The organism is Leisingera sp. F5 (assembly GCF_001593695.1).
In genome coordinates this window covers 1-22,319 of the sequence record NZ_LUKH01000048.1, presented here as the reverse complement: position 1 = coordinate 22,319, position 22,319 = coordinate 1, and the positions used below count along the sequence as shown (strand labels likewise).

23 protein-coding genes and 2 pseudogenes are annotated in these 22,319 nt (G+C 64.5%); 13 read left to right on the top strand and 12 right to left on the bottom strand.

Annotation, left to right across the window (positions count from 1 at the left end; translation table 11 throughout):
- Positions 1–480, bottom strand: a pseudogene (locus A2I95_RS21890) (hypothetical protein); the annotation flags it as partial.
- 495 nt (positions 481–975) lie between these two features.
- Between A2I95_RS21890 and A2I95_RS21880 the strand changes: the two are divergent.
- The gene (locus A2I95_RS21880) at positions 976–1,194 is read left to right on the top strand and encodes a hypothetical protein (protein WP_291733259.1); all 219 of its coding nucleotides are present in this window, start codon (positions 976–978) and stop codon (positions 1,192–1,194) included.
- Between the two features lie 3 nt (positions 1,195–1,197).
- Here the strand turns inward: A2I95_RS21880 and A2I95_RS21875 are convergent.
- Both A2I95_RS21875 and A2I95_RS21870 read right to left on the bottom strand, forming a co-directional pair.
- A pseudogene (locus A2I95_RS21875) lies at positions 1,198–1,374 on the bottom strand (transposase); the annotation flags it as partial.
- A gap of 170 nt (positions 1,375–1,544) precedes the next feature.
- Entirely contained in the window at positions 1,545–2,288 is a 744-nt protein-coding gene (locus A2I95_RS21870; protein ID WP_291733256.1) for a folate-binding protein, read from the bottom strand.
- Positions 2,289–2,376: 88 nt separating this feature from the next.
- Here A2I95_RS21870 and A2I95_RS21865 point away from each other — a divergent pair, with 88 nt between their 5' ends.
- A complete protein-coding gene (locus A2I95_RS21865) occupies positions 2,377–3,057 on the top strand; it encodes a TIGR04283 family arsenosugar biosynthesis glycosyltransferase (RefSeq protein ID WP_291733254.1) in 681 nt (226 codons plus the stop codon).
- Between the two features lie 83 nt (positions 3,058–3,140).
- On the opposite strand, the gene A2I95_RS21860 is transcribed toward A2I95_RS21865, so the two are convergent.
- Positions 3,141–5,000, bottom strand: a complete 1,860-nt coding sequence (locus A2I95_RS21860; protein ID WP_291733253.1) for an ABC transporter ATP-binding protein — start codon at positions 4,998–5,000, stop codon at positions 3,141–3,143.
- Between the two features lie 205 nt (positions 5,001–5,205).
- Here A2I95_RS21860 and A2I95_RS21855 point away from each other — a divergent pair, with 205 nt between their 5' ends.
- Positions 5,206–6,414: an aminotransferase class V-fold PLP-dependent enzyme gene (locus A2I95_RS21855; RefSeq protein ID WP_291733251.1), complete on the top strand. Its 1,209-nt coding sequence runs from the start codon at positions 5,206–5,208 to the stop codon at positions 6,412–6,414.
- Positions 6,415–6,445: 31 nt separating this feature from the next.
- On the opposite strand, the gene A2I95_RS21850 is transcribed toward A2I95_RS21855, so the two are convergent.
- Positions 6,446–6,640, bottom strand: coding sequence for a hypothetical protein (locus A2I95_RS21850; protein ID WP_027259632.1), 195 nt, complete (start codon positions 6,638–6,640; stop codon positions 6,446–6,448).
- Between the two features lie 103 nt (positions 6,641–6,743).
- Entirely contained in the window at positions 6,744–7,853 is a 1,110-nt protein-coding gene (locus A2I95_RS21845; protein ID WP_291733249.1) for a pyridoxal phosphate-dependent aminotransferase, read from the bottom strand.
- Positions 7,854–7,946: 93 nt separating this feature from the next.
- Between A2I95_RS21845 and A2I95_RS21840 the strand changes: the two genes are divergently transcribed.
- From A2I95_RS21840 to A2I95_RS21825, 4 genes are all read left to right on the top strand, one after another.
- On the top strand, positions 7,947–9,011 hold the full coding sequence (locus tag A2I95_RS21840) for an SMP-30/gluconolactonase/LRE family protein (RefSeq protein ID WP_291733247.1): 1,065 nt from the start codon (positions 7,947–7,949) through the stop codon (positions 9,009–9,011).
- A 77-nt stretch (positions 9,012–9,088) separates the two neighbouring features.
- Positions 9,089–9,874 carry a crotonase/enoyl-CoA hydratase family protein gene (locus A2I95_RS21835; RefSeq protein ID WP_291733246.1) on the top strand — a complete coding sequence of 262 codons (786 nt, stop codon included), beginning with the start codon at positions 9,089–9,091 and terminating at the stop codon, positions 9,872–9,874.
- Positions 9,875–10,346: 472 nt separating this feature from the next.
- Complete coding sequence (locus tag A2I95_RS21830; RefSeq protein ID WP_129370295.1) at positions 10,347–10,544, top strand: hypothetical protein; 198 nt, start codon at positions 10,347–10,349, stop codon at positions 10,542–10,544.
- A gap of 47 nt (positions 10,545–10,591) precedes the next feature.
- Positions 10,592–10,807: a hypothetical protein gene (locus A2I95_RS21825; protein ID WP_291733243.1), complete on the top strand. Its 216-nt coding sequence runs from the start codon at positions 10,592–10,594 to the stop codon at positions 10,805–10,807.
- Between the two features lie 93 nt (positions 10,808–10,900).
- Here the strand turns inward: A2I95_RS21825 and A2I95_RS21820 are convergent, their stop codons facing one another.
- The 3 genes from A2I95_RS21820 to A2I95_RS21810 form a co-directional block, all read right to left on the bottom strand.
- Complete coding sequence (locus A2I95_RS21820) at positions 10,901–11,803, bottom strand: fructose bisphosphate aldolase (RefSeq protein WP_291733241.1); 903 nt, start codon at positions 11,801–11,803, stop codon at positions 10,901–10,903.
- Between the two features lie 80 nt (positions 11,804–11,883).
- Entirely contained in the window at positions 11,884–12,216 is a 333-nt protein-coding gene (locus A2I95_RS21815; RefSeq protein WP_291733239.1) for a DUF1992 domain-containing protein, read from the bottom strand.
- 42 nt (positions 12,217–12,258) lie between these two features.
- Positions 12,259–13,629: a PLP-dependent aminotransferase family protein gene (locus A2I95_RS21810; protein ID WP_291733237.1), complete on the bottom strand. Its 1,371-nt coding sequence runs from the start codon at positions 13,627–13,629 to the stop codon at positions 12,259–12,261.
- A 145-nt stretch (positions 13,630–13,774) separates the two neighbouring features.
- Between A2I95_RS21810 and A2I95_RS21805 the strand changes: the two genes are divergently transcribed.
- Entirely contained in the window at positions 13,775–14,155 is a 381-nt protein-coding gene (locus tag A2I95_RS21805; RefSeq protein ID WP_129370300.1) for a DUF983 domain-containing protein, read from the top strand.
- A 162-nt stretch (positions 14,156–14,317) separates the two neighbouring features.
- Here the strand turns inward: A2I95_RS21805 and A2I95_RS21800 are convergent, their stop codons facing one another.
- Complete coding sequence (locus tag A2I95_RS21800) at positions 14,318–15,961, bottom strand: CTP synthase (protein ID WP_291733233.1); 1,644 nt, start codon at positions 15,959–15,961, stop codon at positions 14,318–14,320.
- 171 nt (positions 15,962–16,132) lie between these two features.
- Positions 16,133–16,498, bottom strand: a complete 366-nt coding sequence (gene secG / locus A2I95_RS21795) for a preprotein translocase subunit SecG (protein ID WP_291733231.1) — start codon at positions 16,496–16,498, stop codon at positions 16,133–16,135.
- 175 nt (positions 16,499–16,673) lie between these two features.
- Between secG and nthA the strand changes: the two genes are divergently transcribed.
- The 5 genes from nthA (at position 16,674) to A2I95_RS21770 (ending at position 20,500) form a co-directional block, all read left to right on the top strand.
- Positions 16,674–17,300 carry a nitrile hydratase subunit alpha gene (nthA, locus tag A2I95_RS21790; RefSeq protein ID WP_291733229.1) on the top strand — a complete coding sequence of 209 codons (627 nt, stop codon included), beginning with the start codon at positions 16,674–16,676 and terminating at the stop codon, positions 17,298–17,300.
- A complete protein-coding gene (gene nthB, locus A2I95_RS21785; protein WP_291733227.1) occupies positions 17,297–17,974 on the top strand; it encodes a nitrile hydratase subunit beta in 678 nt (225 codons plus the stop codon). Before nthA ends, nthB begins: the two co-directional genes overlap by 4 nt.
- A complete protein-coding gene (locus A2I95_RS21780) occupies positions 17,971–18,303 on the top strand; it encodes a nitrile hydratase accessory protein (protein WP_291733225.1) in 333 nt (110 codons plus the stop codon). Before nthB ends, A2I95_RS21780 begins: the two co-directional genes overlap by 4 nt.
- Positions 18,304–18,950: 647 nt before the next feature.
- On the top strand, positions 18,951–20,264 hold the full coding sequence (locus A2I95_RS21775) for an adenylosuccinate synthase (protein ID WP_291733223.1): 1,314 nt from the start codon (positions 18,951–18,953) through the stop codon (positions 20,262–20,264).
- On the top strand, positions 20,264–20,500 hold the full coding sequence (locus tag A2I95_RS21770; RefSeq protein WP_291733222.1) for a DUF2842 domain-containing protein: 237 nt from the start codon (positions 20,264–20,266) through the stop codon (positions 20,498–20,500). The genes A2I95_RS21775 and A2I95_RS21770 overlap by 1 nt, the downstream gene beginning before the upstream one ends.
- A gap of 135 nt (positions 20,501–20,635) precedes the next feature.
- Here A2I95_RS21770 and A2I95_RS21765 read toward each other — a convergent pair.
- Positions 20,636–22,319: chemotaxis protein CheA (locus A2I95_RS21765; protein ID WP_291733220.1), on the bottom strand; the 1,684-nt coding region annotated here is incomplete at its 5' end.

Here is a 22,319-nt window from a genome sequence, read left to right as displayed (position 1 = left end):
GCGGCGGATCATATTCGCCAGCTGCGTGCGCTGCCGGACCGCGAGATCCCGGGTGCGGTGCAGCGCCAGGATTGCCTGCTGGTCTTCGGATTTCACTTCGACGAAGCGCGTTCTGCGCCTTTGAACGTTTCCCCGGATCGTTCAATCCGCTGGCGCGGACCAGCTTAAACTTGGCCGGCGGACCGCTTCGCAAATCGCCTCGGCATCAGAAGCGTCGGTCTCGCCGCGCTTTACATAGGGTTTGACATCGGCCGCCGGCATCAGGCGGACGTCATGACCCAGCCTGCTGAGCTCCCGGCCCCAGTAATGGGCGGAGCCGCAGGCTTCCATGCCCACAACACAGCGCGGAAGAGCCTCGAAAAACGCGGGCAGTTTCGCGCGTTTGATCTTTTTGTTGAATATCTTGCGGCCAGCCGCGGAACCCCCGTGAACCTGGAACACCTCCTTGGCCGGATCCAGTCCAACTGTTTTAGCTGTCATTGGGTGGCTCCTTTCCTAGCAGTCGTTGACAACTGCAGTATGGCGCATTGCGACGCCGGTGGAGCAGGAGCCACCCACTCCATCCGCTTTGGTGAAGGATTTTCGATGCGGGCCGCGGCGTTAGGGTGCGGCTTGGAGCGTTGCCGGCCCGTGTTGGAAATCCTCCCAAGGTGGAAGCCGCGGGCATCTGGGCGATGCCTATGGGGATTGCTTGCCGGAGCCCGTTGCAACGGTGATGGCCACTCGTTGACCCGCGCGGCCAGGATGATCGCCAAGGGCGGTGCGAACAGCCGGAGCGTAGCTGGCGACCCATCTGCCTAGGCCTTCACCCGCGGCTGGCGAGCGCTTTGGGTCTTTGGGCACAAAGGGATCGGCTCGGCGCGAGAACGGGCACCGAGGCGATTTTCGCGCCGTGGTCGGGCGTTTCGTCATGCGGCCTGCTCCTTGGACGGTGCGCGAGATGAGGGCTTTTGCCCGCGGCGGAAGATTTCGACGATGCGCATTGGGTCGCCGCAGCAGGAGCATGGCTCGCGCAGGGTGAGCGGGACGATCAAGCGCCTGCTTCATTTCCCGCTCGATAGAGTAGTCGGACGCGATGAAGTCGGGGCTGACTACGAGCAGGAAAAGGTCGGCTGCTTCCAATTCCCGTTCGATCTCGGCGTCCAGTTCACTGCCAGCCAGGCGCCGCTTGCCAGCTTCCATGAAATCCTTTGATCATTTGCAGTAGACGCCTTGGGAGATTCCCTCGCGGCGGCACAGCTCCGCAATGCTGTCTTCGCCACGCAGGCCGTCCAAAACGATCCTGATCTTTTCTTCGGATGAATACTGCTTGCGGGCCGCCCGCTTGATATCTTTGACAATCTTCTCGCCAGGGCTCTTGGTTACTTTTCTCACCGCCCACTCCTCAGTGGTTACGATAAGCCAGAATCCCTCTCCTATCACATTGACCTAATTGGCCCCATTGGCGCTGATGTCAGACATACCAAGCCTGTCGCCGCCATGCCGCGGCTGGGCGCGTGATTGCTCCGCGCCCAGAAGAGAAAGAACTGCGTCCGCCAGCCCGATCACACCTGCCAGGTGACGCGGGCGTCTGCGGCCAGCATCTCCCCCTTGGCGCGGTCAAGCCGCAGATAGGCAATCCCCTTGCCACCGGACTGGGTGAACAGCGTGCCCACGGGTTTGCCCCCGGCGGTGATCTCAGTGCCAACCGGCGCCGTGCCCTCAACTTCCACCGTGCGGAACCCCTTGCGCAGCTCGGTCTTGTGCTTCATCCGCGCCGTCACCTCCTGGCCCACATAGCAGCCTTTGCGGAAATCCACACCGTTCAGGGCCTCGAAGCCGGCCTCCAGAATATAGCTCTCCGGCCCCAGCTCCACTCCGGTTTCGGGGACGCAATGGGCCACCCGCACCGCATCCCAATCACTGCCGTCATCGCCGCCTTCAGCGCCATAGAGCCGCCAGCCCATCGCCGCATGGCGCGGGTCATTCAGGGCGCCCTCAGGTGCTGGACCTGTGCCGCGTTTCACTTGCAGACCGGTCATCTCCACCTGCACATCGGCGCGCAGCCGGTACATGTTCAGCCGCTTCATGAGGCCCTCCGACAGCGACGCCTCCACGTCCAAGAGCACTGCATCGCCGTCCGGCGCCAGAAAGAAATCCGCCAGATACTTGCCCTGCGGCGTCAGCAGCGCGGCATAGACTAGCCCGTCGTCCGGGCTGTCCAGCCGGTCGACATTGTTGGTCACCAGCCCCTGCAGAAAGCTGCGGGCGTCGGCACCACTCAGGCGCAGGATGCGGCGGTCGCTCATTTCATGTCTCCGGTGTGTGTCAGAGGACGTTTCATAGTTCCGCCCAGTGATATAGGAAGCAGGGCGGAAGAAAACAGGAAAACCATCCATGCCCGCGCCGGTCAGCATCGTGATCCCCACCCTGAACGCCGAGGAAGAGCTGCCCGCCACCCTCGAACATCTGATGGAGGGGCTGGCGGCAGGCCTGATCCGCGAACTGGTGGTGACGGACGGCGGCTCAGCCGACGCCACCCGCGCCATCGCCCAGGCTGCGGGGGCGGAATGGGTAACCGGCGCCCCCTCGCGCGGCGGCCAGCTGCGGCGGGGCTGCGCGGCGGCCAAGGGCGGCTGGTTCTTGGTGCTGCACGCCGACACCCATCTGGAACCCGGCTGGGCCAAAGCCGTGGCGCAGCATCTGCAAGAGGGGCAGGGCAGCCCCGCCTATTTCCGCCTGCGTTTCCGGGCGCGCGGGCTGATGCCTGCCTGGGTCGCGGGCTGGGCCAATCTGCGATCCCGCCTGTTCGGTCTGCCTTATGGCGATCAGGGGCTGCTGATCCGCCGCGCGGCGTATGAGGCCGCAGGCGGCTATCCCGACCAGCTGCTGATGGAGGACGTGGCTCTGGTGCGGCGCTTGCATGGGCTGACCGCTTTGCCCTGCGCCGCCCTGACCAGCGCAGTCCGCTATCAGCGGGCAGGCTGGCTTCGGCGCGGCAGGCGCAACCTTTGGACGCTGGCCAAATACACCTTTGGTGTCTCACCGGAGAAGTTGGCGGCCCAGTACAGAAAGTAACATGTTCCGCCCGGCCGGCAGGCCGGGCCGCGCCCGCCCAGGCTCGGGCGCGGCCCTCAGTGTTAAACAGCGAAAGCTGGAAATCAGCCAAACACCTTGCGGGAAAACCGGCGGAACCAGCGTTCCTTGCCGCTCTTTGCACCGCCCGGCACTTGCTTGGCCTGGGCGGCAATGCCTGCGGTATCCACCACCGTCTTGCCGTCCTGAAACTGCAGCCGGTACAGGTCGGCATAAACGCCGCCGCGCGCAAGAAGATCGTCATGGGTGCCCTGGTCCAGCACCCGGCCGCGGTCCATCACCACGATTTTGTCAGCATTGCGGATGGTCGACAGCCTATGCGCAATCACCAGCGTGGTGCGCCCGCCTGCCAGCTTGTCCAGCGCCTGCTGCACCACTTTCTCGGATTGCGCATCCAGCGCCGAGGTCGCCTCGTCCAGCAGCAGCACCGGCGTATTGCGCAGCAATGCCCGCGCAATCACCACCCGCTGACGCTGACCACCCGACAGGGCCGAACCGCGCGGCCCCACCCGGGTTTCCAGCCCGTGTTCCAGCTTGGGCAGGAAATCCGCCACATGCGAGGCCTCCAGCGCCGCCTGCAGTTCCGCGTCGGGTACATCGGTGCGCCCCAGCACGATATTTTCAAGCAGGGTCTCGTCGAACAGCATCGCATCCTGCGTCACCACGGAAAACAGGCTGCGCAGATCGGCGGTGTTCAGATCGGTGACCTCAACCCCGCCCACAGCGACCGACCCCGCCTGCGGATCCACCATCCGGGTCAGCAGGTTGAAGATCGTCGATTTGCCCGCGCCCGAGGCACCCACCAGCGCCGTGGTCTTGCCGGCTTCGGCCTCCAGCGTCAGCCCGTGCAGGATCTGTGCGTCGCCATAGCTCAGCTCGACGCCGCTGAGGCTAATGGCGGGCAGGCCTGCTGGCGCGGCCTTGGGGTTTTCCGGCTCGCTCAGCAGAATAGGTGCATCCAGCAGTTCCTTGATCCGCTCAAGTGCTGCCGCCGCGCCCTGCCACACACCGGAGATATTGGCCAGCCGCCGCATCGGTTCAAACGACAGCCCGATCGAGGTGAAAAAGCTCATGAACTGGCCGACGGTCTTTTCACCTGCAATGATCTCGTTGCCGCCATAGAGCAGCACCGCCATGAAGCCGACACCGGCCATGATGTCGGTCATGCCCGAAATCGACGAGGTGCCAAAGGCCGCCTTCACCTCAGAGCCGACAAAATCATCGGTGCGGTCAGAGAACCGGCGGACCTGATACTCCTCCAGCCGGTTCAGCTTGACCGGCACGATGCCGTGAAAAATCTCGTCCAGCCGGGTTGCCAGATCGGCGCCCAGATCCCGCGCGCGCGACGCCTTTTTGCGCACATAGCGCTGGATGGTGGAGATCGGCAGCAAGAGCACCGGCACGCCCACAAGCAGGATCAGCGTCCAGCGCCAATCGATGCTGAAGGCAACGCCCAGAACCGCCACCAGCGCCACCAGATCGCGCCCGGCGCCGGTGATCACTGCCTGCCAGACCGCGTTGATCGCATAGACATCCGACTGGATCCGCTGGATCAGCAGCCCCGGCGGGTGCTGCTGGTGAAACGCCGGGTCCTGCCGGATCAGCCGCGCCAGCATGTCCTTGCGCAGATGCGCCGCCGAGGTCTGCGAGACCTTGCTCAGCAGCACCTTCTGGGTGACGCTGGACACGCCGCGCAGGGTGAAGATCGCCAGAAACGCCAGGCTGACCCAGACCAGCGCGTTTGAATTGCCCGCGACAAACACCAGATCGAACATCGGCTGCATCATATAGCCAAGCGCGCCCATGGTGGCGCCTTCGATCAGCATGAATACCGCGGCAATTCCCAACAGCCCGATGTAATGGCGCAGATAGCCGCGCCACAGCCAGCCGAACAGCTCGCGCGAGGATTTATGAGGTTTGCTCATGCGGGGAGGGTCCGGCAGGGAGTTCGGGTCATTTTGCGCCTTTTCTGACATGCCGCAACCATTTAAGCAGCTGGGCTGCAGGGCGCAAGCACTTCGCCGTGACCCTGCGTCCGCAGCAATTGACCATGCGAATCCGCCGGCTACTGTGCCGTCATGGTTCAACCGTGGCGGCACTGCCCCGCCCGCGCCGCAAGGAATATTGCCCATGAGCGGATCTGTAAACGTATCAGCCGGCCGGCCCTATCTTGCCATTCCCGGCCCTTCGGTGGTGCCGGATCCGGTGCTGCAGGCGATGCACCGCCCGTCGCCGAATATTTATGCCGGTGAGCTGGTGGAGATGACCGCCACCCTGATCCCGGATCTGCGGCGGGTGGCGCGCACCGCTCATCAGGCTGCGATCTATATCTCCAACGGCCACGGCGCCTGGGAGGCCGCTTTGCAGAACACCTTGCAACCGGGCGACCGCGTGCTTGTGCCCTCCTCGGGGCGCTTCGCCATCGGCTGGTCGGAAATGGCCGAAGGGCTGGGCGTCGAAACCGAAGTGCTCGATTTCGGCACCAGCGCGCCTTGGGACATGGCCCGCATCGCCGAGGCGCTGGCCGCCGACACCGCCCACGGCATCAAGGCAGTCCTGGGCGTGCATGTGGACACCTCCAGCTCGATCCGCAACAACATTGCAGGGCTGCGTCAACTGCTGGACGAAACCTGCCACCCGGCGCTCCTGATGGCAGACTGCATCGCCTCGCTGGGCTGTGAGCGGTTCGAGATGGACCGCTGGGGCGTCGATGTGATGGTCAGCGCCAGCCAGAAGGGGCTGATGGTGCCGCCGGGACTTGGCTTTGTATTTTTCAATGAAAGGGCCGCCGCTGCACGGGCGGCGCTGCCGCGGATCAGCCGCTACTGGGACTGGGCGCCGCGCGCCAACCCGCAGGAGTTCTACCAGTATTTCGGCGGCACCGCGCCCACGCACCACCTTTACGGCCTGCGCGCTGCGCTGGACATGATCCACGCTGAGGGGGTTGAAAGCACCTGGACCCGGCATGCCCATCTGGCCCGCACCATCTGGGCCGCTTGCGAGGCTTGGGGCGCTGACGGCCCATTGCGCATGAACGTGCCGGAGCGGCCCTTGCGTTCCCACGCGGTCACCGCCTTGCGGATGGGGTCGCCGCTGGGAACCGAGCTGCGCATGTGGCTGGAACAGAATCTGGGCCTGACGCTGGGCATCGGCCTTGGCATGGCGCCGTCAAACAGCCCGGAATGGCACGGCTTTTTCCGGCTGGGCCACATGGGCCATGTCAACGGCCATATGGTCATGGGCCTGCTGGGCGGCATCGAAACGGGCCTGAAGGCGCTGAACATCCCGCATGGGACCGGCGCGCTGGAGGCAGCTGCAACAGCAATGGCCGGGCGCTAGCAGCTTCCCGGAAACAGGCAGGAGGCTGGCTTCACGCCTTCTGCGAATTCAGACGTATTTCCAGCCTGGTGATAAGATGGTTGATCAGCACCGCCAGCACCAGAACAGGCACCATTCCGTACATCACCCAGACCACAAAGAAGATCCACATCAGGTTGATCCCGGCAAAGGTGATTGCGGCAGTGAAGAAATCCGGCATATTGGCCGGCAGTTCAGGGTCACGCATGACAATTCTCCCGGTTCTACGTCTAAATAGTAGCCCAGGAGTGGTGAATGTCCGGTAAAACCGCCGCGATCAGGCGGGAGTTGGCAGGTTTCAGCCGCCCGCTTCAGGCGGTCTGCGCCGCCGCAAGCGCCCGCGGCAGGGCCGCGGCAAAGGCATCCAGCTCCGCTTCCGGCCCGCAGCTCACCCGGATGCAGCGGTTTTGCGGTTCGGCAAAGGGCATCCGCACAAAGATCCCCTGATCCACCAGCCCATCCAGCACCGCCTTGGCAAACGCTCCGTCCTGTCCGCAGTCAATCGCCACGAAATTGGTGGCCGAGGGCAGGGCGGTCAGCCCGTTCGCTGCCGCGATATCTGCAATCCGGTCCCGCGCGCCGCCGATCTGCGCCAGCACCTGCGCCAGCCAGCCCTGATCCTGCAAGGCCGCCAGCGCCCCCGCCTGCGCCGCCCGGTTCATGCCGAAATGGTTGCGCACCTTGTTGAAGGCGGCAATCAGCTCGGGATGGCCGATGGCATAGCCCACCCGCGCCCCTGCCATGCCATAGGCTTTGGAGAAGGTCCGCATCCGGACCACCCGCAGATCATCGGCGCTGATGGGCGCCGCGGTGCCGTCCGGCGCGCATTCCACATAAGCCTCATCCAGCAGCAGCAGGCAGCCCTCCGGCAAGCGGTCCAGCGCCGCGGCAATATCTGCGCCCTTGTGCCAGCTGCCCATCGGATTGTCCGGGTTGGCAAGGTAGACGATCTTGGCATCCACCTCTGCGGCCCTTGCAAACAGTGCGGCGAAATCCTCGCGGTCGTCCTTATAGGGCACGGTTTGGATCACCCCGCCAAACCCCGCGGCGTGATAATTGAACGTCGGATAGGCCCCCAGCGAGGTCACCACCGCGTCACCCGGTGCAATCAGCAGCCGCACCAGATAGCCCAGCAGCCCGTCGATGCCTTCCCCGACCATGATGTGATCCGGCGTGATCCCATGATGCGCCGCCAGCGCGCGGGCCAGATCATGGCTTTGCGCATCGCCGTACTTCCAGATTTCCGCCGCCGCTGCGCCCATCGCTTCAACCGCCTTGGGCGAGGGGCCGAATATGTTCTCATTCGCCCCCAGCCGCGCGGCAAAAGGCGTGCCACGCTCGCGCTCCTGTGTCTCAGGGCCGACAAAGGGCACGGTGGCGGGCAGGGATTGCGCAAGCGGGGTATAGCGGGGACCAGTCATGGCCGCAGATAACCCCAAGCCCGCGAAGGGGGCAAGGCTTGCGTCCCCTCAGCCGCCCGCGCAGTCTGCGCCAGACCTTCAAGGGATTCTTTCATGCGCATTGTCTTTGCCCTGCTGGCCGCCGCTTTGGCCTATCTGCTGTTCTGGCCCGTCCCGGTGGACCCCATCGCCTATGACCCGCCCGAGGCTCCGGGCTTTACCGGCCCCTATGCCGAAAACAACGCCTTGGATGCGGCGGACCTTATCACGCTTCCGAATGGCGAGCTGGGGCCGGAGGATCTGGCTCAATTGCCGGACGGCGCGGTCTACACCACCAGCCTTTCCGGCAGTCTCTACCGCATCGACGGGTCAGAGCCGGAGCTGATCGACCGCTTGGGCGGCCGCCCGCTGGGCCTGAAGGCCGGGCCGGATGGTGCGCTCTATATCGCCGACAGCTTCCGCGGCATCTTGCGCTGGACCGGCCCCGGCACGCTGGAAGTGCTGGCAGACAGCATCGGCGGCGCGCCCATCATCTATGCCAACCAGCTCGACGTTGCGCAGGACGGCACGGTCTATTTCTCCAACTCCTCCAACCGGTTCGACCCGGAAACCATGGGCGGCACCAGGCCGACCTCGATCCTCACCATCTGGGAGCAGTCGGACACGGGCTATGTCGCCCGCTTGGCGCCGGACGGTACCGTCGAAAAACTCGCAGACGGCTTTGTCTACACCAATGGCATTGCCCTGTCGCCGGATGAGGACTTTCTGCTGATCAGCGAAACCGGCCGCGCCCGCCTCCACCGGCTCTGGCTCAAAGGCGAACGCGCAGGCGAGCGCGAGGTTTTCCTCGGCAACCTCCCCGGCTACCCCGACAATCTCGAGGCGCAGGGCGACGGCACCTATTGGCTCGCCTTTGCCAGCCCGCGTTTGCCGTCGGAAAAGCTGATGCCGTACCCGGCCTTGCGCAAACTGATCTGGCGGCTCGGGCCGCTGGTGCGCCCGGCGCCGGTGCATCGCGGCATGCTGATGCAGTTCGACGGGCAGGGGAACATTCTGCGCAGCCTGCAGGACCCGGACGGGCGCCTCGGCGTCACCACCGGCGGCAAGGCTGTGGACGGGCAGCTTTATGTAATGACGCTGGACTCGCCCTGGTTCGCCCGTATGCCGATGCAGCCCTGACCCTTCCCCGACGTTGGACTGGCAACCCGTCCGCGTCCGGGGCAGGCTGGCTGCAAACCAGCAGCGGGGAACACGCCATGGCCAGAGTCACCACCGGCTACAAGGACCACATCGCCTATGTCACGCTTGCCCGCCCGGACAAGCACAACGCGCTCGACGAAGAGATGATCGAGGCAATCATCGCCGCAGGCCAGGAAGTCGCCGCCTCGGACGCCCGCGCCGTGGTGCTGGCAGGCAGCGGCAAAAGCTTCTGCGCCGGTCTCGACATGGCCGCACTGGCCGGGTTTGCGCAACGCGACCTCGGCACCCTGGTGATGGAGCGCACCCACCATGATGCCAACCTGTTTCAAGAGGTGGCGATGGTCTGGCGCCGGATGCCGGTGCCGGTGATCGCCGCCATCCACGGCGCCTGTTTCGGCGGCGGGCTGCAGATCGCACTGGGCGCCGACATCCGCATCGCCCACCCGGAGGCGCAGCTGTCGGTGATGGAAATGAAATGGGGGCTGATTCCGGACATGGGCGGTATGGCATTGTTGCCGCGGCTGCTGCGCTCCGACGTGCTGCGCCGCCTGACCTACACGGCCGAGAAGGTCGGCGCGCAGCAGGCGCTGGACTGGGGCCTGCTGAGCGAGCTGGCAGACAGCCCGCTCACCCGTGCCCAGGAACTGGCCGCCGTCATCGCAGCAAAAAGCCCCTCCGCCATCCGTGCAGCCAAACGCATGATCGCTTATGCCGAAAGCGGTGCAGGCCAGGCGGATGTTCTATTGGCGGAAAGTGCCGAACAGCTGGAACTGATCGGCAAGCCGGATCAGATAGAGGCCGTCGCCGCGCAACTGCAAAAGCGCCCTGCGAAATTCGGCTGAAGCGCCGCGTTTTTGCGGCTCCCGGGTTCCGAACGCAGGGTGCTGACTCACGCTTCTGCGGCTTCTTTCTGGTTCCAAATACCCCCGTCCCGCTGCCTGGCAGGCGGCATTGCCGCCGGGACGGGAGGCTGTACACGGCATGGGTGGGTTCCCTCAAATACAGCCCCGGATTCCGCAACAGCGGAATTTCGCCAATTTTTCTGAAAATCCGCCGATGCCAGCGGGAAACCGCCGCCTGCCGGCAGAAAAATGCCGCGCAAAATCAACACAAACACCTGTTAACCTTTTGGCAATATTTGCGGGCGAATTCTGCCTTTAGCAGGGCGCGAGAGAGGCCAATCCAGCATTTGGAAATCTGCTGCCGGGCGGCCCGCACGGGCACCGGATGGCTGTTTGCACCCTGATGAAATGCAGTAGAACCGGCTGGCGCAGGATATGCTTCGCAGCCGGGCTTCAGAAAGGAGTGAGGCTGATGCAACTGGTGCGTAAGAAGTGGTTTATTCTGTTCGAAAGCGGCGCCCTGCTGTCCCGGACCGGGGATCGGATCACCTATTTTTATGACGAGGCCCTGTGCTTTGGAAACCGCGAGGAGGCGCAGCGCTACTTGGCGGTCAATGAAAACAAGGTCAGCTGCACCGGCCTGCACCCGTCGCTGACCGAGGCAGCGTGAGCGGATGGCTCGCCGCCAGCCGCAGGCCCCCAGCGGCAGAGGCCGCGATGCCTAGCTCGGTACGCTGGCTGCTCGCCTTCAGCGGGGTGATGATCTCCGCCTCGGCGCTGGTGTTCTGGGCCTGGCTCGGCGGCGCGGGCCAGGCTGCGGAGGATCAGCCCGGCTGGTTCACCCTGACTGCATTGCGGTTTTTCTGGCTGCCCTTCCTCAGCGGCGCCGGGCTGGTGCTGGCGGTCTGCTGCGCCGGGCGCTCCGGTCTCTGATCCTGGCCTTTGATCCTGGCCTCTGACCTTCGGGCGATAAAAAGCCGCGCCCTGTACAGGCGCGGCTTTCAAATCAACAGATCTGTGGCCGGCTTACAGCGACGCGTCGTAGATCTTGGAGATATTCGCGCCCAGAGCGGCGTCATAATCCGCATCGCTCATAGCCACGTTCAGCCCTTCGGTCAGGGCGCGGCTGAAGGAGGCGATCATCTTGGCATTCTGCGACAGGCGCGCGCAGGCGTCGTCGGTGGTGTAGCCGCCCGACAGCGCCACAACCCGCACCACATTGGCGTGATCTGCCAGATCATCATACAGGCCTGCCTTGGACGGGATGGTCAGCTTCAGCGCCACCTTGCAGTCCGCGGGCAGGGCATCCAGCTGTTGCTGGATCTCTGCCTTCAGGATGTTTTCGGCTTCGGCTTTGGTCGCGGAATGGATGTCCACTTCCGGCTCGATGATCGGCACCAGGCCGGCCGCGACGATCTGCTGCCCGACTTCGAACTGCTGGGCGACAACCGCCTTGATGCCCTCGGCATTGGCGTCCTTGACGACAGACCGCATCTTGGTGCCGAAGATGCCCTTGGTGTTGGCGCGCGCCAGCAGCGCGTCCAGTTCCGGCATCGGCTTCATCATCTGCACGCCGTTCGCTTCATCCGCCAGGCCCTTGTCGACCTTCAGGAACGGCACCACGCCGCAGTTGCCCCACAGGAAATCTGCAGTCGGCTTGCCGTCGATCTCGCCGTCCATGGTTTTTTCAAACAGGATCGCGCCCAGGATACGCTCCTTGCCGAAGCTCGGCGAGGTGATGATGCGGGTGCGCATCTTGTGGATCTCGGCGAACATTTCGTCGTCGCCGGAATAGGCGTCTTCGGTCACGCCATAAAGCGCCAGCGCCTTCGGGGTCGAGCCGCCGGATTGGTCCAGCGCCGCAATGAAGCCATTGCCGGTGGCGATGCGGTCGAGTTGTGCCTGCTGTACGGAAGCGTCTTTTGCCATAATGCGTCACTCTTCTTGGGAATGGTCTGTATTGGCGCTGTCTATAGCGCGAATCTGCTGGGAAACAACGGGGTGTTGCGCTAACGGAAGAAGGATTTCCGCGCATCCCGCGCCATGTTATAGCGCATTTCCAGATCCGAGATCCGCGCCATCGCCGCCTTGCGCGCCTCCGGATCTGCCAATCCTGCATATTCCCTGCGCGCGGCGGCCAGCTGGTCCTTCAGTGTGAACTCCTCTGGCACCACGCCGGCCTGCGCCATGATCCGCATCCCCGCCGCCAGCCCCGCATCCACATGCGCCTCGCTGCTGCGGTCGGGCAAGGGCTTGCCTTCACCTTGCAGCCCCTGCAGCTGCCCCTCGGCCTGCGCTTTGGCCAGCTGGCGTTCAATAAGGTTGCGGAATGCGCGGATCATACTGGGCCTCTTGCGTTGTGCCGGGATCTTACCAGCCGCAGCTCAGCCCAGCCAGTCCTTGCGGGTGACCGCATCATTCAGCGCAATCAGATCCTCGTGCAATTCGCCCAATGCAATGGGGCCGCCCAGGCAGACACGCACTGCTTCCTCCGGCAGCCCGGTCACGGTAAAGGCATCGCTTGGCATGATCCCGATCTGGCGGCCTGCCATACGGCCCATCACCTCGGCCCGGCTGGTGCCGCGGGGCAGGGTGAGCCACAGGTTGAAAGCCAGCGGATCCGCAACGGTAAAGCACTCCTGCAGCACCTCTGCCGCCAGCGCCTGCCGCACCGCTGCGGCCTTGCGGACATACCCCTGGATTTCCGTTGCAGTGCCATCCTCGATCCAGCGGCCCAGCAGCGCCAGGTTCAGCGGCGACACCATCACATGCATCGACCGCAGCGCTTGTGAAAACTGCCCCATCAGGCTGCGCTTGGGCACCGTCGTATAGGCCAGCCGCAACCCGGCGCCGAAACATTTGGAGAGGCCCGCGATATGCCAGCTCAGATCCGGGATCAGGCTGCTGATGGCGACAGGTGCATCCTCGGCCACAAAGCAATAGGCGTCGTCTTCGATCAGCGGCAGGTCATGTTTTCGCAGCACTGCCGCCACTTGCTGCCGCCGGTGGCCGGGCATGGTCCGGGTGGTCGGATTCTGCAGGGTCGGGTTCAGGTACAGCGCTGCCGGCCAGTGATCGGTGACCGCCTTCTCCAGCGCGTCCGGCAGGATGCCTCTTTGGTCCCCTGCCAGCCCGATCAGCCGGACCCCCAGCCGGGCCGCAATCGACCGCAACCCGGGATAGGTCACATCCTCGCACAAGACGGTTGAGCCAGGCTCGCACAGCACTGTCAGGATCGCATAAAGGCTGGCATGGGAGCCGGGGGTGATCGCCAGCCGATCCGGTGCGCACGGCAGGCCGTTTGCCTGCATCCAATCCGCCGCAATGGCCCGGTCCTGCGGGCTGCCGGTCACCGATTGATAGCGCAGCAACGGCAGCAGATTGGCCGAGACATGCTCCAGCCCCTTTTGCATCCGCGCCAGCAAGACCGGGTCATCCGGCTCCGGCGGCATGTTCATCATCGGGTCTTCTTCCAGCGCCCGCCGCGGATCGGGGCGCTCCGGCAGCGCGTCCGGTGCCTTCACAAAGGTGCCGCGGCCGACAAAGCTTTCGATGTAGCCGCGCCGCACCGCTTCGGCGTAACCGCGTGACACGGTTGAGAAATCTACCCCTAGATCCTGCGCCACCCGCCGCTGCGGCGGCAGCCGGTCGCCGGGTGCCAGCACGCCGGTGTCGATGTCGGATTTGATCGCCTCGGCCAGTTCCAGATAGCGGGGCTTTGCATTGGCCAGACGGGCCGGGGTCCACTGCTTCATCTGCAGAATCTCCTGGGGCGATTGTTTCGTAATTGATTGGCTCAATGACTGACTGCGTCAATAAATGCAATGTCTATGATTGCAAATTGATTGCAATCAATCTTGGAATCGCGGTATCTGGCCGCAAACCCCAAGGAGACGTGCGATGACTGGGATGGATGTTTTGCAACAGGACCAGCGGGAGATGAAACCCGCCTTGCTGAAGGGGCTGCGCCTGCGCTGCCCGAATTGCGGTGAGGGCAAGCTCTTGCACAGCTATCTCAAGGTGAACGACAGCTGCAGCGAATGCGGTCAGGAGCTGCACCATCAGCGCGCCGATGACGGCCCGGCCTATCTGACCATCCTGGTGGTCGGCCACATCCTCGGTTTTGCGCTGCACATCGTCTACACCCAGCTGCGGCCGGACCCCTGGACGCTGGCAATCATCATGTCAGTGATCACGGTGGGGGCCTCGCTGGTGATGCTGCCGCGGATGAAGGGGCTGGTAGTGGCCTATCAATGGGCCAAGCGGATGCACGGTTTCTGACCCGGCCTGAAACCAATCAATAAAAATGCAAAAGGCGGGCCATCGGCCCGCCTTTTTCCGTCTTCTCCCTGCGCCGCGCAGCGGCGCCGGGCCCAACGGGCGCGGCTCATGTGCCGTGAGCCAAGCGACGGGCGGGAGAACACCCGCCTGCTGCACAAAACCTCAGACCAGCCGCGAAGTCTCCTTGGCGGCGCGGACAAAGTCGTCAAACAGCGGATGCGGCGCAAAGGGCTTGGATTTCAGTTCCGGGTGGAATTGCACACCGATGAACCACGGATGGTCTTTCCATTCCACGATTTCCGGCAGCCGGCCGTCCGGCGACATGCCCGAGAAGTTCAGCCCGCAGTCTTCCAGCTTCTCGCGGTATTTGATGTCCACCTCATAGCGGTGGCGGTGGCGTTCCTCGATATGGGTGCTGCCATAGGCACCGGCCACTTTGGACCCTTCGGTGAGCGCCGCGTCATAGGCGCCCAGCCGCATGGTGCCGCCCTTGTCGTCATCCGCCTTGCGGCTGACCTTGTGGTTGCCCTGCACCCATTCCTTCAGGTGATAGACCACCGGCTCGAACCGTTTCTTGCCGGCCTCGTGGTCGAATTCTTCCGAACCTGCCTCGGTGATGCCCGCCACATTGCGCGCGGCCTCGATCACGGCCATCTGCATGCCCAGACAGATGCCCAGGTAGGGGACGTCGTTTTCGCGGGCATACTGCGCCGCCTTGATCTTGCCCTCGGTGCCGCGCTCGCCAAAGCCGCCGGGCACCAGGATTGCATGGTAGCCTTGCAGATAGGGGGCGGCGTCTTCCTTGTCGAACAGCTCGGCGTCGACCCATTCGATCCTGACCTTGACCCGGTTCGACATGCCGCCGTGGGTCAGCGCCTCGGCGATGGATTTATAGGCGTCTTCCAGCTGGGTGTATTTGCCGACGATGGCCACTTTCACTTCGCCTTCGGGGTTGTAGATGCGGTCGGCCACATCTTCCCAGCGGGCCAGGTTCGGCTTCGGGGCAGGGGAGATGCCGAAGGTATCCAGAACCGCCTGATCCATGCCTTCGCGGTGATAGGCCAGCGGCGCTTCGTAGATGGATTTCAGATCCTGCGCGGCAATCACGCTGTCGGGGCGCACGTTGCAGAACAGCGCCAGCTTTTCACGCTCTTTCTTCGGGATCGGGCCTTCGGAACGGCAGACCAGAATGTCCGGTGCCAGCCCGATCGAGCGCAGCTCCTTCACGGAGTGCTGGGTCGGTTTGGTTTTCAGCTCGCCGGAGGCCTTGATATAGGGCAGCAGGGTCAGGTGCATGAACAGGCACTGGCCGCGCGGCTTGTCCTGGGCGAACTGGCGGATGGCTTCAAAGAACGGCAGGCCTTCGATGTCGCCGACGGTGCCGCCGATTTCGCAGAGCATGAAGTCGACCTCATCCTCGCCGATGGAGATGAAATCCTTAATCTCGTTGGTGACATGCGGAATGACCTGGATGGTCTTGCCCAGATAGTCGCCGCGGCGCTCCTTCTCCAGCACGTTGGTGTAGATCCGGCCCGAGGAGATCGAGTCGGTTTTGCGTGCAGGCACCCCGGTGAACCGTTCGTAATGGCCCAGATCCAGATCGGTCTCGGCGCCGTCGTCGGTGACGAAGACTTCGCCGTGCTCGAACGGGCTCATGGTGCCCGGATCGACGTTCAGATAGGGGTCCAGTTTACGCAAGCGAACGGAGTAGCCCCGCGCCTGCAGAAGAGCGCCAAGTGCGGCCGAAGCCAGGCCTTTGCCCAGAGATGAAACAACACCGCCAGTGATGAAAATGAAACGCGCCATGAGTATCGGCTGCCCCCGTGAGAAGTCAGATTTCAGCTGCCCGGCGGTGATTGGAATCACCCCAAAAACCGCAGCATCACGGGACTTCATATATAAAGGATTCGCGCGAAATGCGCAAGGGAACCGCAAGATGCTGTTGCGGTTCCTAAAACCCTCTCAAGGTGTAGTGTGTCAGTCTGCGCTGGGCACCAGCGGAGCGTTGTCGCCTTCGCTGGGCGGCAAAAGATCGCTGCCCAGAGGTGCTGCCGGGGTGTCGCCCTGGTCTTCGGTCTGCGGTACAGCCAGACGGTCGGTGACCGAGGCGCCAGCGGATTTCTGCGCGGCCATGATGGTCAGGGTGATCGACGTGCAGATGAAAGCAATGGCCAGGATCCAGGTCAGCCGGCTAAGCGCTGTGGCTGCCGCGCGGCCTGAGACAGCACCGCCGCCGCCGCCGCCGCCCATGCCAAGGCCGCCGCCTTCGGAACGCTGCAGCAGAACCACGGCAATAAGGCCGAGAGCCAAAAGAAGATGGATGATGAGAACAACGTTTTCCATGGGCCCCTGCGGCGGTTGGCTGAGTATCGGGCGGTAAATAGGCAAGATTGCCCGGGGGGGCAAGGGCGGAGTTGCAGGCTGTTCTGCGAACTGGCCCCGGACGTCACGCAACGTGATTGTTTGCATCATGAAACGTGACTGGACAGGGCCGCCCGCAGCGGCGCAGCATGGGCATATGCCTCATGACCATTCCGACCACCCGCACGCCCTGCTGCCGCCTGATCCTGCCCTGCGGGTGAAGGCGCTTGAGACGATTCTCACCGAGAAAGGCCTGATCGACCCCGCCGCGCTAGAGGAGATCATCGACACCTATCAGAACAGGATCGGCCCGCAGAACGGCGCCCGGGTGGTGGTCAAGGCCTGGCTCGATCCGGACTTCAAGGCTGCGCTCCTGGCGGATGCTGATCCGGTGCTGGCGGAGCTTGGGTACTATGGCCGCCAAGGCGAACATATGGTGGTGGCGGAAAACACAGCCCTGCAGCACAATATGGTCGTCTGCACTTTATGCAGCTGCTATCCGTGGCCGCTGCTGGGGATACCGCCGAGCTGGTACAAATCCGATGCCTACCGTGCCCGCGCGGTGCGCGAGCCGCGCAAGGTGCTGGCCGAGTTTGGCGTGACGCTGCCCAAGGAAACCGCGGTGCGGGTCTGGGATTCGACTGCCGAAGTCCGTTATCTGGTGCTGCCAATGCGGCCTGAAGGCACGGAAGGTCTCAATGAGGATGAGCTGGCGGCGCTGGTCACCCGCGACAGCATGATCGGCACCGGTTTGGCAAAGGTGCCGGGGGAGGCGCCGGCATGACCCGGGTGCATGATATGGGCGGGCGATTCGGTGACGGGCCGGTGGTGCCGGAGGCGGAGGACGCGCCGGTTTTTGCCGAGGATTGGCATGCCCGCGCCTTGGCGGTGACGCTGGCCTGCGGCGCCTTGGGGCAGTGGAACATCGATACCTCCCGCCATGCCCGCGAGCGGCTGCCGCCCAAGGATTACATACGGTTCTCTTACTATGAGAAATGGATCTCGGCGCTGGCGGATCTGCTGGTTGAGAAGGGCGTGCTGACGCGGGAAGACCTGCGAGGGCAGGGCGCGGCGGGGATGCACGCGCTGGCGGAACGGGCCTTGAAGGCCGGTGCGGTGGCCGCTGCGCTGGCCAAGGGCGGGCCGGCAAACCGGGAGGGCGGGCCGAAGCCGCGGTTTCATCCGGGGCAGGCGGTGCGGGCGCGAATCCCTGCTGACAGCGCGCTGGTGGATGGCGGCCACACGCGGCTGCCGCAATACGCCGCCGGGACGCATGGTTACATCCTGCGGCTGCATGGCACCCATGTCTTTCCCGACAGCAGCGCCCATGGTCTGGGGGAGGCGCCGGAGCCGCTTTATGCGGTGCGCTTTGCTGCCCGCGCGCTGTGGGCGCATCCGGAGCACCCGGAGGATGAGGTGGTGCTGGACCTGTGGCAAAGCTATCTGGAGCCGTTATGAGCAGCTGTCCCGAGGCGGCTGCGCCAGAGCCGGTCTTTGCCGAGCCCTGGCATGCGCAGGTCTTTGCGCTGACGGTGCATCTGAATGAAGCCGGACGGTTTACCTGGGGCGCGTGGGTGGAGCGGTTCTCGGCCACTTTGCGGCGCCACGGTCTCAGCCGGGAACTGGATGGCGGCGAGGATTATTTTCGCGCCTGGCTGGAAACGCTGGAGATGTTTCTGGCCGAGGAGGGCGCGGCATCGCCTGCCGAGGCGGAGGTGATGCGCAGCCGCTGGGAGGCGGCCTATCTGTCGACCCCGCATGGCGCGCCGGTCCGGCTAAGCGATTGACCGCGCAGCAGGTTCGGCCGCCGGGGCCATCCGGCCGGGCGGTGCCGCGTGTCTTTCTTCGTCAGTTTGAGCGCTGATCCGGTTAAGGATGGCGGCGCCGCCGGGTGGAGTTGGACAGACCCTCTCGGGGCCTGCTCGGACAGGATTTCCTGAGCGACCCCCTTTTTATCAGGGCCGGTCTCCGGGTGTTGCGCAGGCAGCCTCACAGATGCCTGAGCCTCGTATCATGGCGCCGCGCGCGGCGCCATGGCGGGTGATCTCGATCATTTGGCAGTCTGGCATGGGGGCGTGAGGATGGCGTGAAGGGGGCGTGCGCTGGGTGCGCAACACCCTTGGGGAGCGTTTCTTGGCCCGGAAACAAGGCGCGCAGCGCCGCCGGGCAGAGCCCGTCCGCCCCATCGGGCGGGCTCTTTTGATACGCTGGCCTGCCAATTGAACCCTGGAAGACTTGGCACGATAAACTGCCATGCACCTCCGTTCCGCCGCCAGTCCGCGGACGAGCTCTGCCCGGCTTGGGGCGGGATTCCAGGCAGGGATGGCATCCTGCCCCGTGAATTACCGTTTCTTGCGGCGAAAAACCGGTTCCCCTGCCTGCGCAGCATCGCTATATGAGCGTGGGTTTGAACCAAGACTGTAAAGGACCGGATATGGCCAATGTCGTCGTAGTCGGCGCCCAGTGGGGCGACGAAGGGAAAGGCAAGATCGTGGATTGGCTAAGCGAGCGTGCAGACGTCATCGCGCGCTTCCAGGGCGGCCATAACGCCGGCCATACGCTGGTCATTGACGGCAAGGTCTACAAGCTGCACGCGTTGCCCTCGGGCGTGGTGCGCGGCGGCAAGCTGTCGGTCATCGGCAATGGCGTGGTGCTGGATCCCTGGCATCTGATGAAGGAAATCGCCACGGTTCAGGCGCAGGGTGTTGAGATCACCCCGGAAACCCTGATGGTTGCGGAAAACACCCCGCTGATCCTGCCGCTGCATGGCGAATTGGACCGGGCGCGCGAAGAGGCGGCCTCGAAGGGGACCAAGATCGGCACCACCGGCCGCGGCATCGGTCCGTGTTATGAGGACAAAGTGGGCCGCCGTGCGATCCGCGTGGCGGATCTGGCGGATGAGGCGACGCTGATTGCGCGCGTTGACCGGGCGCTGCAGCACCATGACCCGCTGCGCAAGGGACTAGGCGTTGATCCGGTCGACCGCGACGCGCTGATCGAACAGCTGAAAGAGATCGCACCGAAGATCCTGCCCTATGCCGCACCGGTCTGGAAGGTGTTGAACGAAAAGCGTAAATCCGGCAAGCGGATCCTGTTTGAAGGGGCGCAAGGCGCGCTGCTGGACATCGATTTCGGCACCTATCCGTTTGTGACCTCGTCGAACGTGATTGCCGGCCAGGCCGCAACCGGTGTGGGCATCGGCCCCGGCTCGATCGATTATGTGCTGGGCATTGTGAAGGCCTATACCACCCGTGTGGGTGAGGGCCCGTTCCCGACAGAGCTGTTGCAGGCGGACGGCACGCCGGATGCGGATGGCCAGCGTCTGGGAGAGCGCGGCCATGAGTTCGGCACCACCACCGGCCGTCAGCGCCGCTGCGGCTGGTTTGATGCCTGCCTGGTGCGCCAGACCTGCGCCACCTCCGGCATCAACGGCATTTCGCTGACCAAGCTGGATGTGCTGGACGGGTTTGAGACCCTGAAGATCTGCGTGGGCTATGAGCTGGACGGCGAGCGCCTGGATTACCTGCCGACCGCGGCTGACAGCCAAGCCCGCTGCACCCCGATTTACGAGGAAATGCCGGGCTGGAGCGAAAGCACCGAAGGCGCGCGCAGCTGGAATGACCTGCCGGCCAATGCGATCAAATACGTGAAACGCGTGGAAGAGCTGATCGATTGCCCGGTGGCATTGCTGTCCACCAGCCCGGAGCGGGACGACACCATTCTGGTGACCGATCCCTTTGCCGACTGATGGCTGAGGGAAATGGCCTGAGTTACAAGGCCCGGCGGCGCTGGGCGCTGGTGATCCTGCTGGTCGGGATGCCGGTTTACATCGTGGCTGCGGTCACGGTGATGAACTGGCTGGACCGGCCGCCACTGTGGCTGGAGCTGCTGATCTATGTGGCGCTGGGGGTGGTCTGGGTGCTGCCGTTCAAATTTGTGTTCCGCGGTGTCGGCAAGGAAGATCCGGACGCGGAACAGGAATAGGGTGAGGGGCGCTGCCCCTTTTGGCCTCCGGCCAATTCACCCCGAGGTATTTGAGACCAGAAAGAAGCAGCTTTGGTCCTGGAACTGAAAAAGGCGGCCTTGCGGGGCCGCCTTTTCTGTTTGACCTGTCCGGGATCAGCCCGCGGCGCGTTTGCCGGGTTTGAAACCGATGTCGCCGGAGGCGGTGAACTGGCCGTTGCCGGAGCGTTCGATCTTGCCGTCCCGCAGCAGCTGGCCGAAAGACCGCAGCCCGTCTTCGCGGTTGAAGTCGCTGCTGCCCGCGCTGCGCACCTTGCTCATCAGCTGCGGGCGCGAGAAGTGGTCGCGGCCTTCGACAAAGCTCATATAGGCGGCTGCCGCTTCCAGCAGCTCCTGCAGCTCGGCGGCGCCGCGTTCGGCGGCGTAGGAGGCGAAACCGCTGCTGGCGCCGTCGCTCTCATCGCCCAGAACCGCAGCCGAGACCCGGCGCGGGCGCACCGGCTGCTGCGGAGTGCTGCCTTCGTCAATGCGCTGTTCAGCCACCAGTTTCAGCGGAGCCGGGCGGGAGGCCGGGCTGGCCGGGCGTTCCGAGACGTTCGGGCGGGACTCGGGGCGGCGCGGGCGGACCACGCTGGCCAGGTCTTCGCGGTAAGGCTTGGCGCCATCGCTGCCGGCGGTGCCGCCTGCGGAGCCTTCGGCCTTGGTGGCGGCGACAGCGCCGCGCAGCTGGCTGTAAGCCTCGCGGGACGAGGCGGTGACCGGGTCCTCGAGTTTTTCGTCGGCAGCGGCCATCAGCCGGGAGACATCGCTGTCCGCCAGGCCGGCTGCTGTGGCCTGGGGCTGGGCCGGGGACTCGCCGGCGGCGGGCGTTGCGGCGGTGTCCTGATCTTCGGAAGCGGCCAGAATCTCGGCCTCCACTTCAGCCAGTTCGCGCATCAGGTCGGCTTCGTCTTCCTCCGACAGCGGCGGCTGCCCGGGCGCGGGGGCTTCGCTGGCTTTGGTCTCCTCCAGCCGGCCGGACGCGACGGCCTTGTCAAAGTCGGCGCGTTTCACCTTGGTGATGCGCACGCGCGCCGGACGGGCCGGCGCAGGTTTGGCAGCGGCGGCTTCGTCCTCGGCGCTGCCGGCCAGGAGGTTTTCGGGGCTGCGGGTGTCCGGTGTGCCTGGGGTTTCTGCCGCGTCCGCAGCAGCCGGCGCAATGTCTTCATCCTGCAGGCCGGCAAACAGGCTGTCGCTGCCTTGTGCCGGGTCACCGTTTGCAGAGCCGGCGGCCCCGGTGTTCAGGTCCAGGCGGTCCAGTGCCTTGGCGATTGCATCGTCGCCCTCATCTGCGAAGTCCGGCGCGCCGTCGCCGTCATCCTCCAGCAGCGCGTTGGAGATGTCCTCGGCGGCGCTTTCCAGCACGTCGTCGGCATGTTCGTCTTCAGTGAAGTCTTCGTCCGGGGTCTGTGCCACCACCGCACGGATGCGCTGCAGTTTGGCGGCGATGCTGTCGGCGGCGGGGGCGGCAGCCGGGGCTTCTGACTCGACCGGTTCTGCCTCGTTCAGATGTTCTTCTGCTTCCGCCACCGCTTCGGTGAACCCGGCCTCGGCTTCGGTAACTTCGAGCAGTTCAACAGCGGGGGCCGGTTCTTCTTCGCTTGCCGTTCCCAGCACAGCGGCGATGGTTTCTTCGGCTTCGGCTTCGGCTTCGGCTTCGGCTTCGGCTTCGGCTTCGGCTTCGGCTTCGGCTTCGGCTTCGGCTTCGGCTTCGGCTTCGGCTTCGGCGGTTTCTTCCACTGCGGCTTCGGTGATGACTGCCGCGGTTTCCTCAGCTTCGGCCTCAGCCGCGGCCTCAACC

Bases quoted from the DNA above. Each gene is read 5' to 3' on its own strand.
- A2I95_RS21880 (WP_291733259.1), top strand. From the start codon at position 976: ATGCGCATTGGGTCGCCGCAGCAGGAGCATGGCTCGCGCAGGGTGAGC.
- A2I95_RS21870 (WP_291733256.1), bottom strand. From the start codon at position 2,288: ATGAGCGACCGCCGCATCCTGCGCCTGAGTGGTGCCGACGCCCGCAGC.
- A2I95_RS21865 (WP_291733254.1), top strand. From the start codon at position 2,377: ATGCCCGCGCCGGTCAGCATCGTGATCCCCACCCTGAACGCCGAGGAA.
- A2I95_RS21860 (WP_291733253.1), bottom strand. From the start codon at position 5,000: ATGAGCAAACCTCATAAATCCTCGCGCGAGCTGTTCGGCTGGCTGTGG.
- A2I95_RS21855 (WP_291733251.1), top strand. From the start codon at position 5,206: ATGAGCGGATCTGTAAACGTATCAGCCGGCCGGCCCTATCTTGCCATT.
- A2I95_RS21850 (WP_027259632.1), bottom strand. From the start codon at position 6,640: ATGCGTGACCCTGAACTGCCGGCCAATATGCCGGATTTCTTCACTGCC.
- A2I95_RS21845 (WP_291733249.1), bottom strand. From the start codon at position 7,853: ATGACTGGTCCCCGCTATACCCCGCTTGCGCAATCCCTGCCCGCCACC.
- A2I95_RS21840 (WP_291733247.1), top strand. From the start codon at position 7,947: ATGCGCATTGTCTTTGCCCTGCTGGCCGCCGCTTTGGCCTATCTGCTG.
- A2I95_RS21835 (WP_291733246.1), top strand. From the start codon at position 9,089: ATGGCCAGAGTCACCACCGGCTACAAGGACCACATCGCCTATGTCACG.
- A2I95_RS21830 (WP_129370295.1), top strand. From the start codon at position 10,347: ATGCAACTGGTGCGTAAGAAGTGGTTTATTCTGTTCGAAAGCGGCGCC.
- A2I95_RS21825 (WP_291733243.1), top strand. From the start codon at position 10,592: ATGCCTAGCTCGGTACGCTGGCTGCTCGCCTTCAGCGGGGTGATGATC.
- A2I95_RS21820 (WP_291733241.1), bottom strand. From the start codon at position 11,803: ATGGCAAAAGACGCTTCCGTACAGCAGGCACAACTCGACCGCATCGCC.
- A2I95_RS21815 (WP_291733239.1), bottom strand. From the start codon at position 12,216: ATGATCCGCGCATTCCGCAACCTTATTGAACGCCAGCTGGCCAAAGCG.
- A2I95_RS21810 (WP_291733237.1), bottom strand. From the start codon at position 13,629: ATGAAGCAGTGGACCCCGGCCCGTCTGGCCAATGCAAAGCCCCGCTAT.
- A2I95_RS21805 (WP_129370300.1), top strand. From the start codon at position 13,775: ATGACTGGGATGGATGTTTTGCAACAGGACCAGCGGGAGATGAAACCC.
- A2I95_RS21800 (WP_291733233.1), bottom strand. From the start codon at position 15,961: ATGGCGCGTTTCATTTTCATCACTGGCGGTGTTGTTTCATCTCTGGGC.
- secG (WP_291733231.1), bottom strand. From the start codon at position 16,498: ATGGAAAACGTTGTTCTCATCATCCATCTTCTTTTGGCTCTCGGCCTT.
- nthA (WP_291733229.1), top strand. From the start codon at position 16,674: ATGCCTCATGACCATTCCGACCACCCGCACGCCCTGCTGCCGCCTGAT.
- nthB (WP_291733227.1), top strand. From the start codon at position 17,297: ATGACCCGGGTGCATGATATGGGCGGGCGATTCGGTGACGGGCCGGTG.
- A2I95_RS21780 (WP_291733225.1), top strand. From the start codon at position 17,971: ATGAGCAGCTGTCCCGAGGCGGCTGCGCCAGAGCCGGTCTTTGCCGAG.
- A2I95_RS21775 (WP_291733223.1), top strand. From the start codon at position 18,951: ATGGCCAATGTCGTCGTAGTCGGCGCCCAGTGGGGCGACGAAGGGAAA.
- A2I95_RS21770 (WP_291733222.1), top strand. From the start codon at position 20,264: ATGGCTGAGGGAAATGGCCTGAGTTACAAGGCCCGGCGGCGCTGGGCG.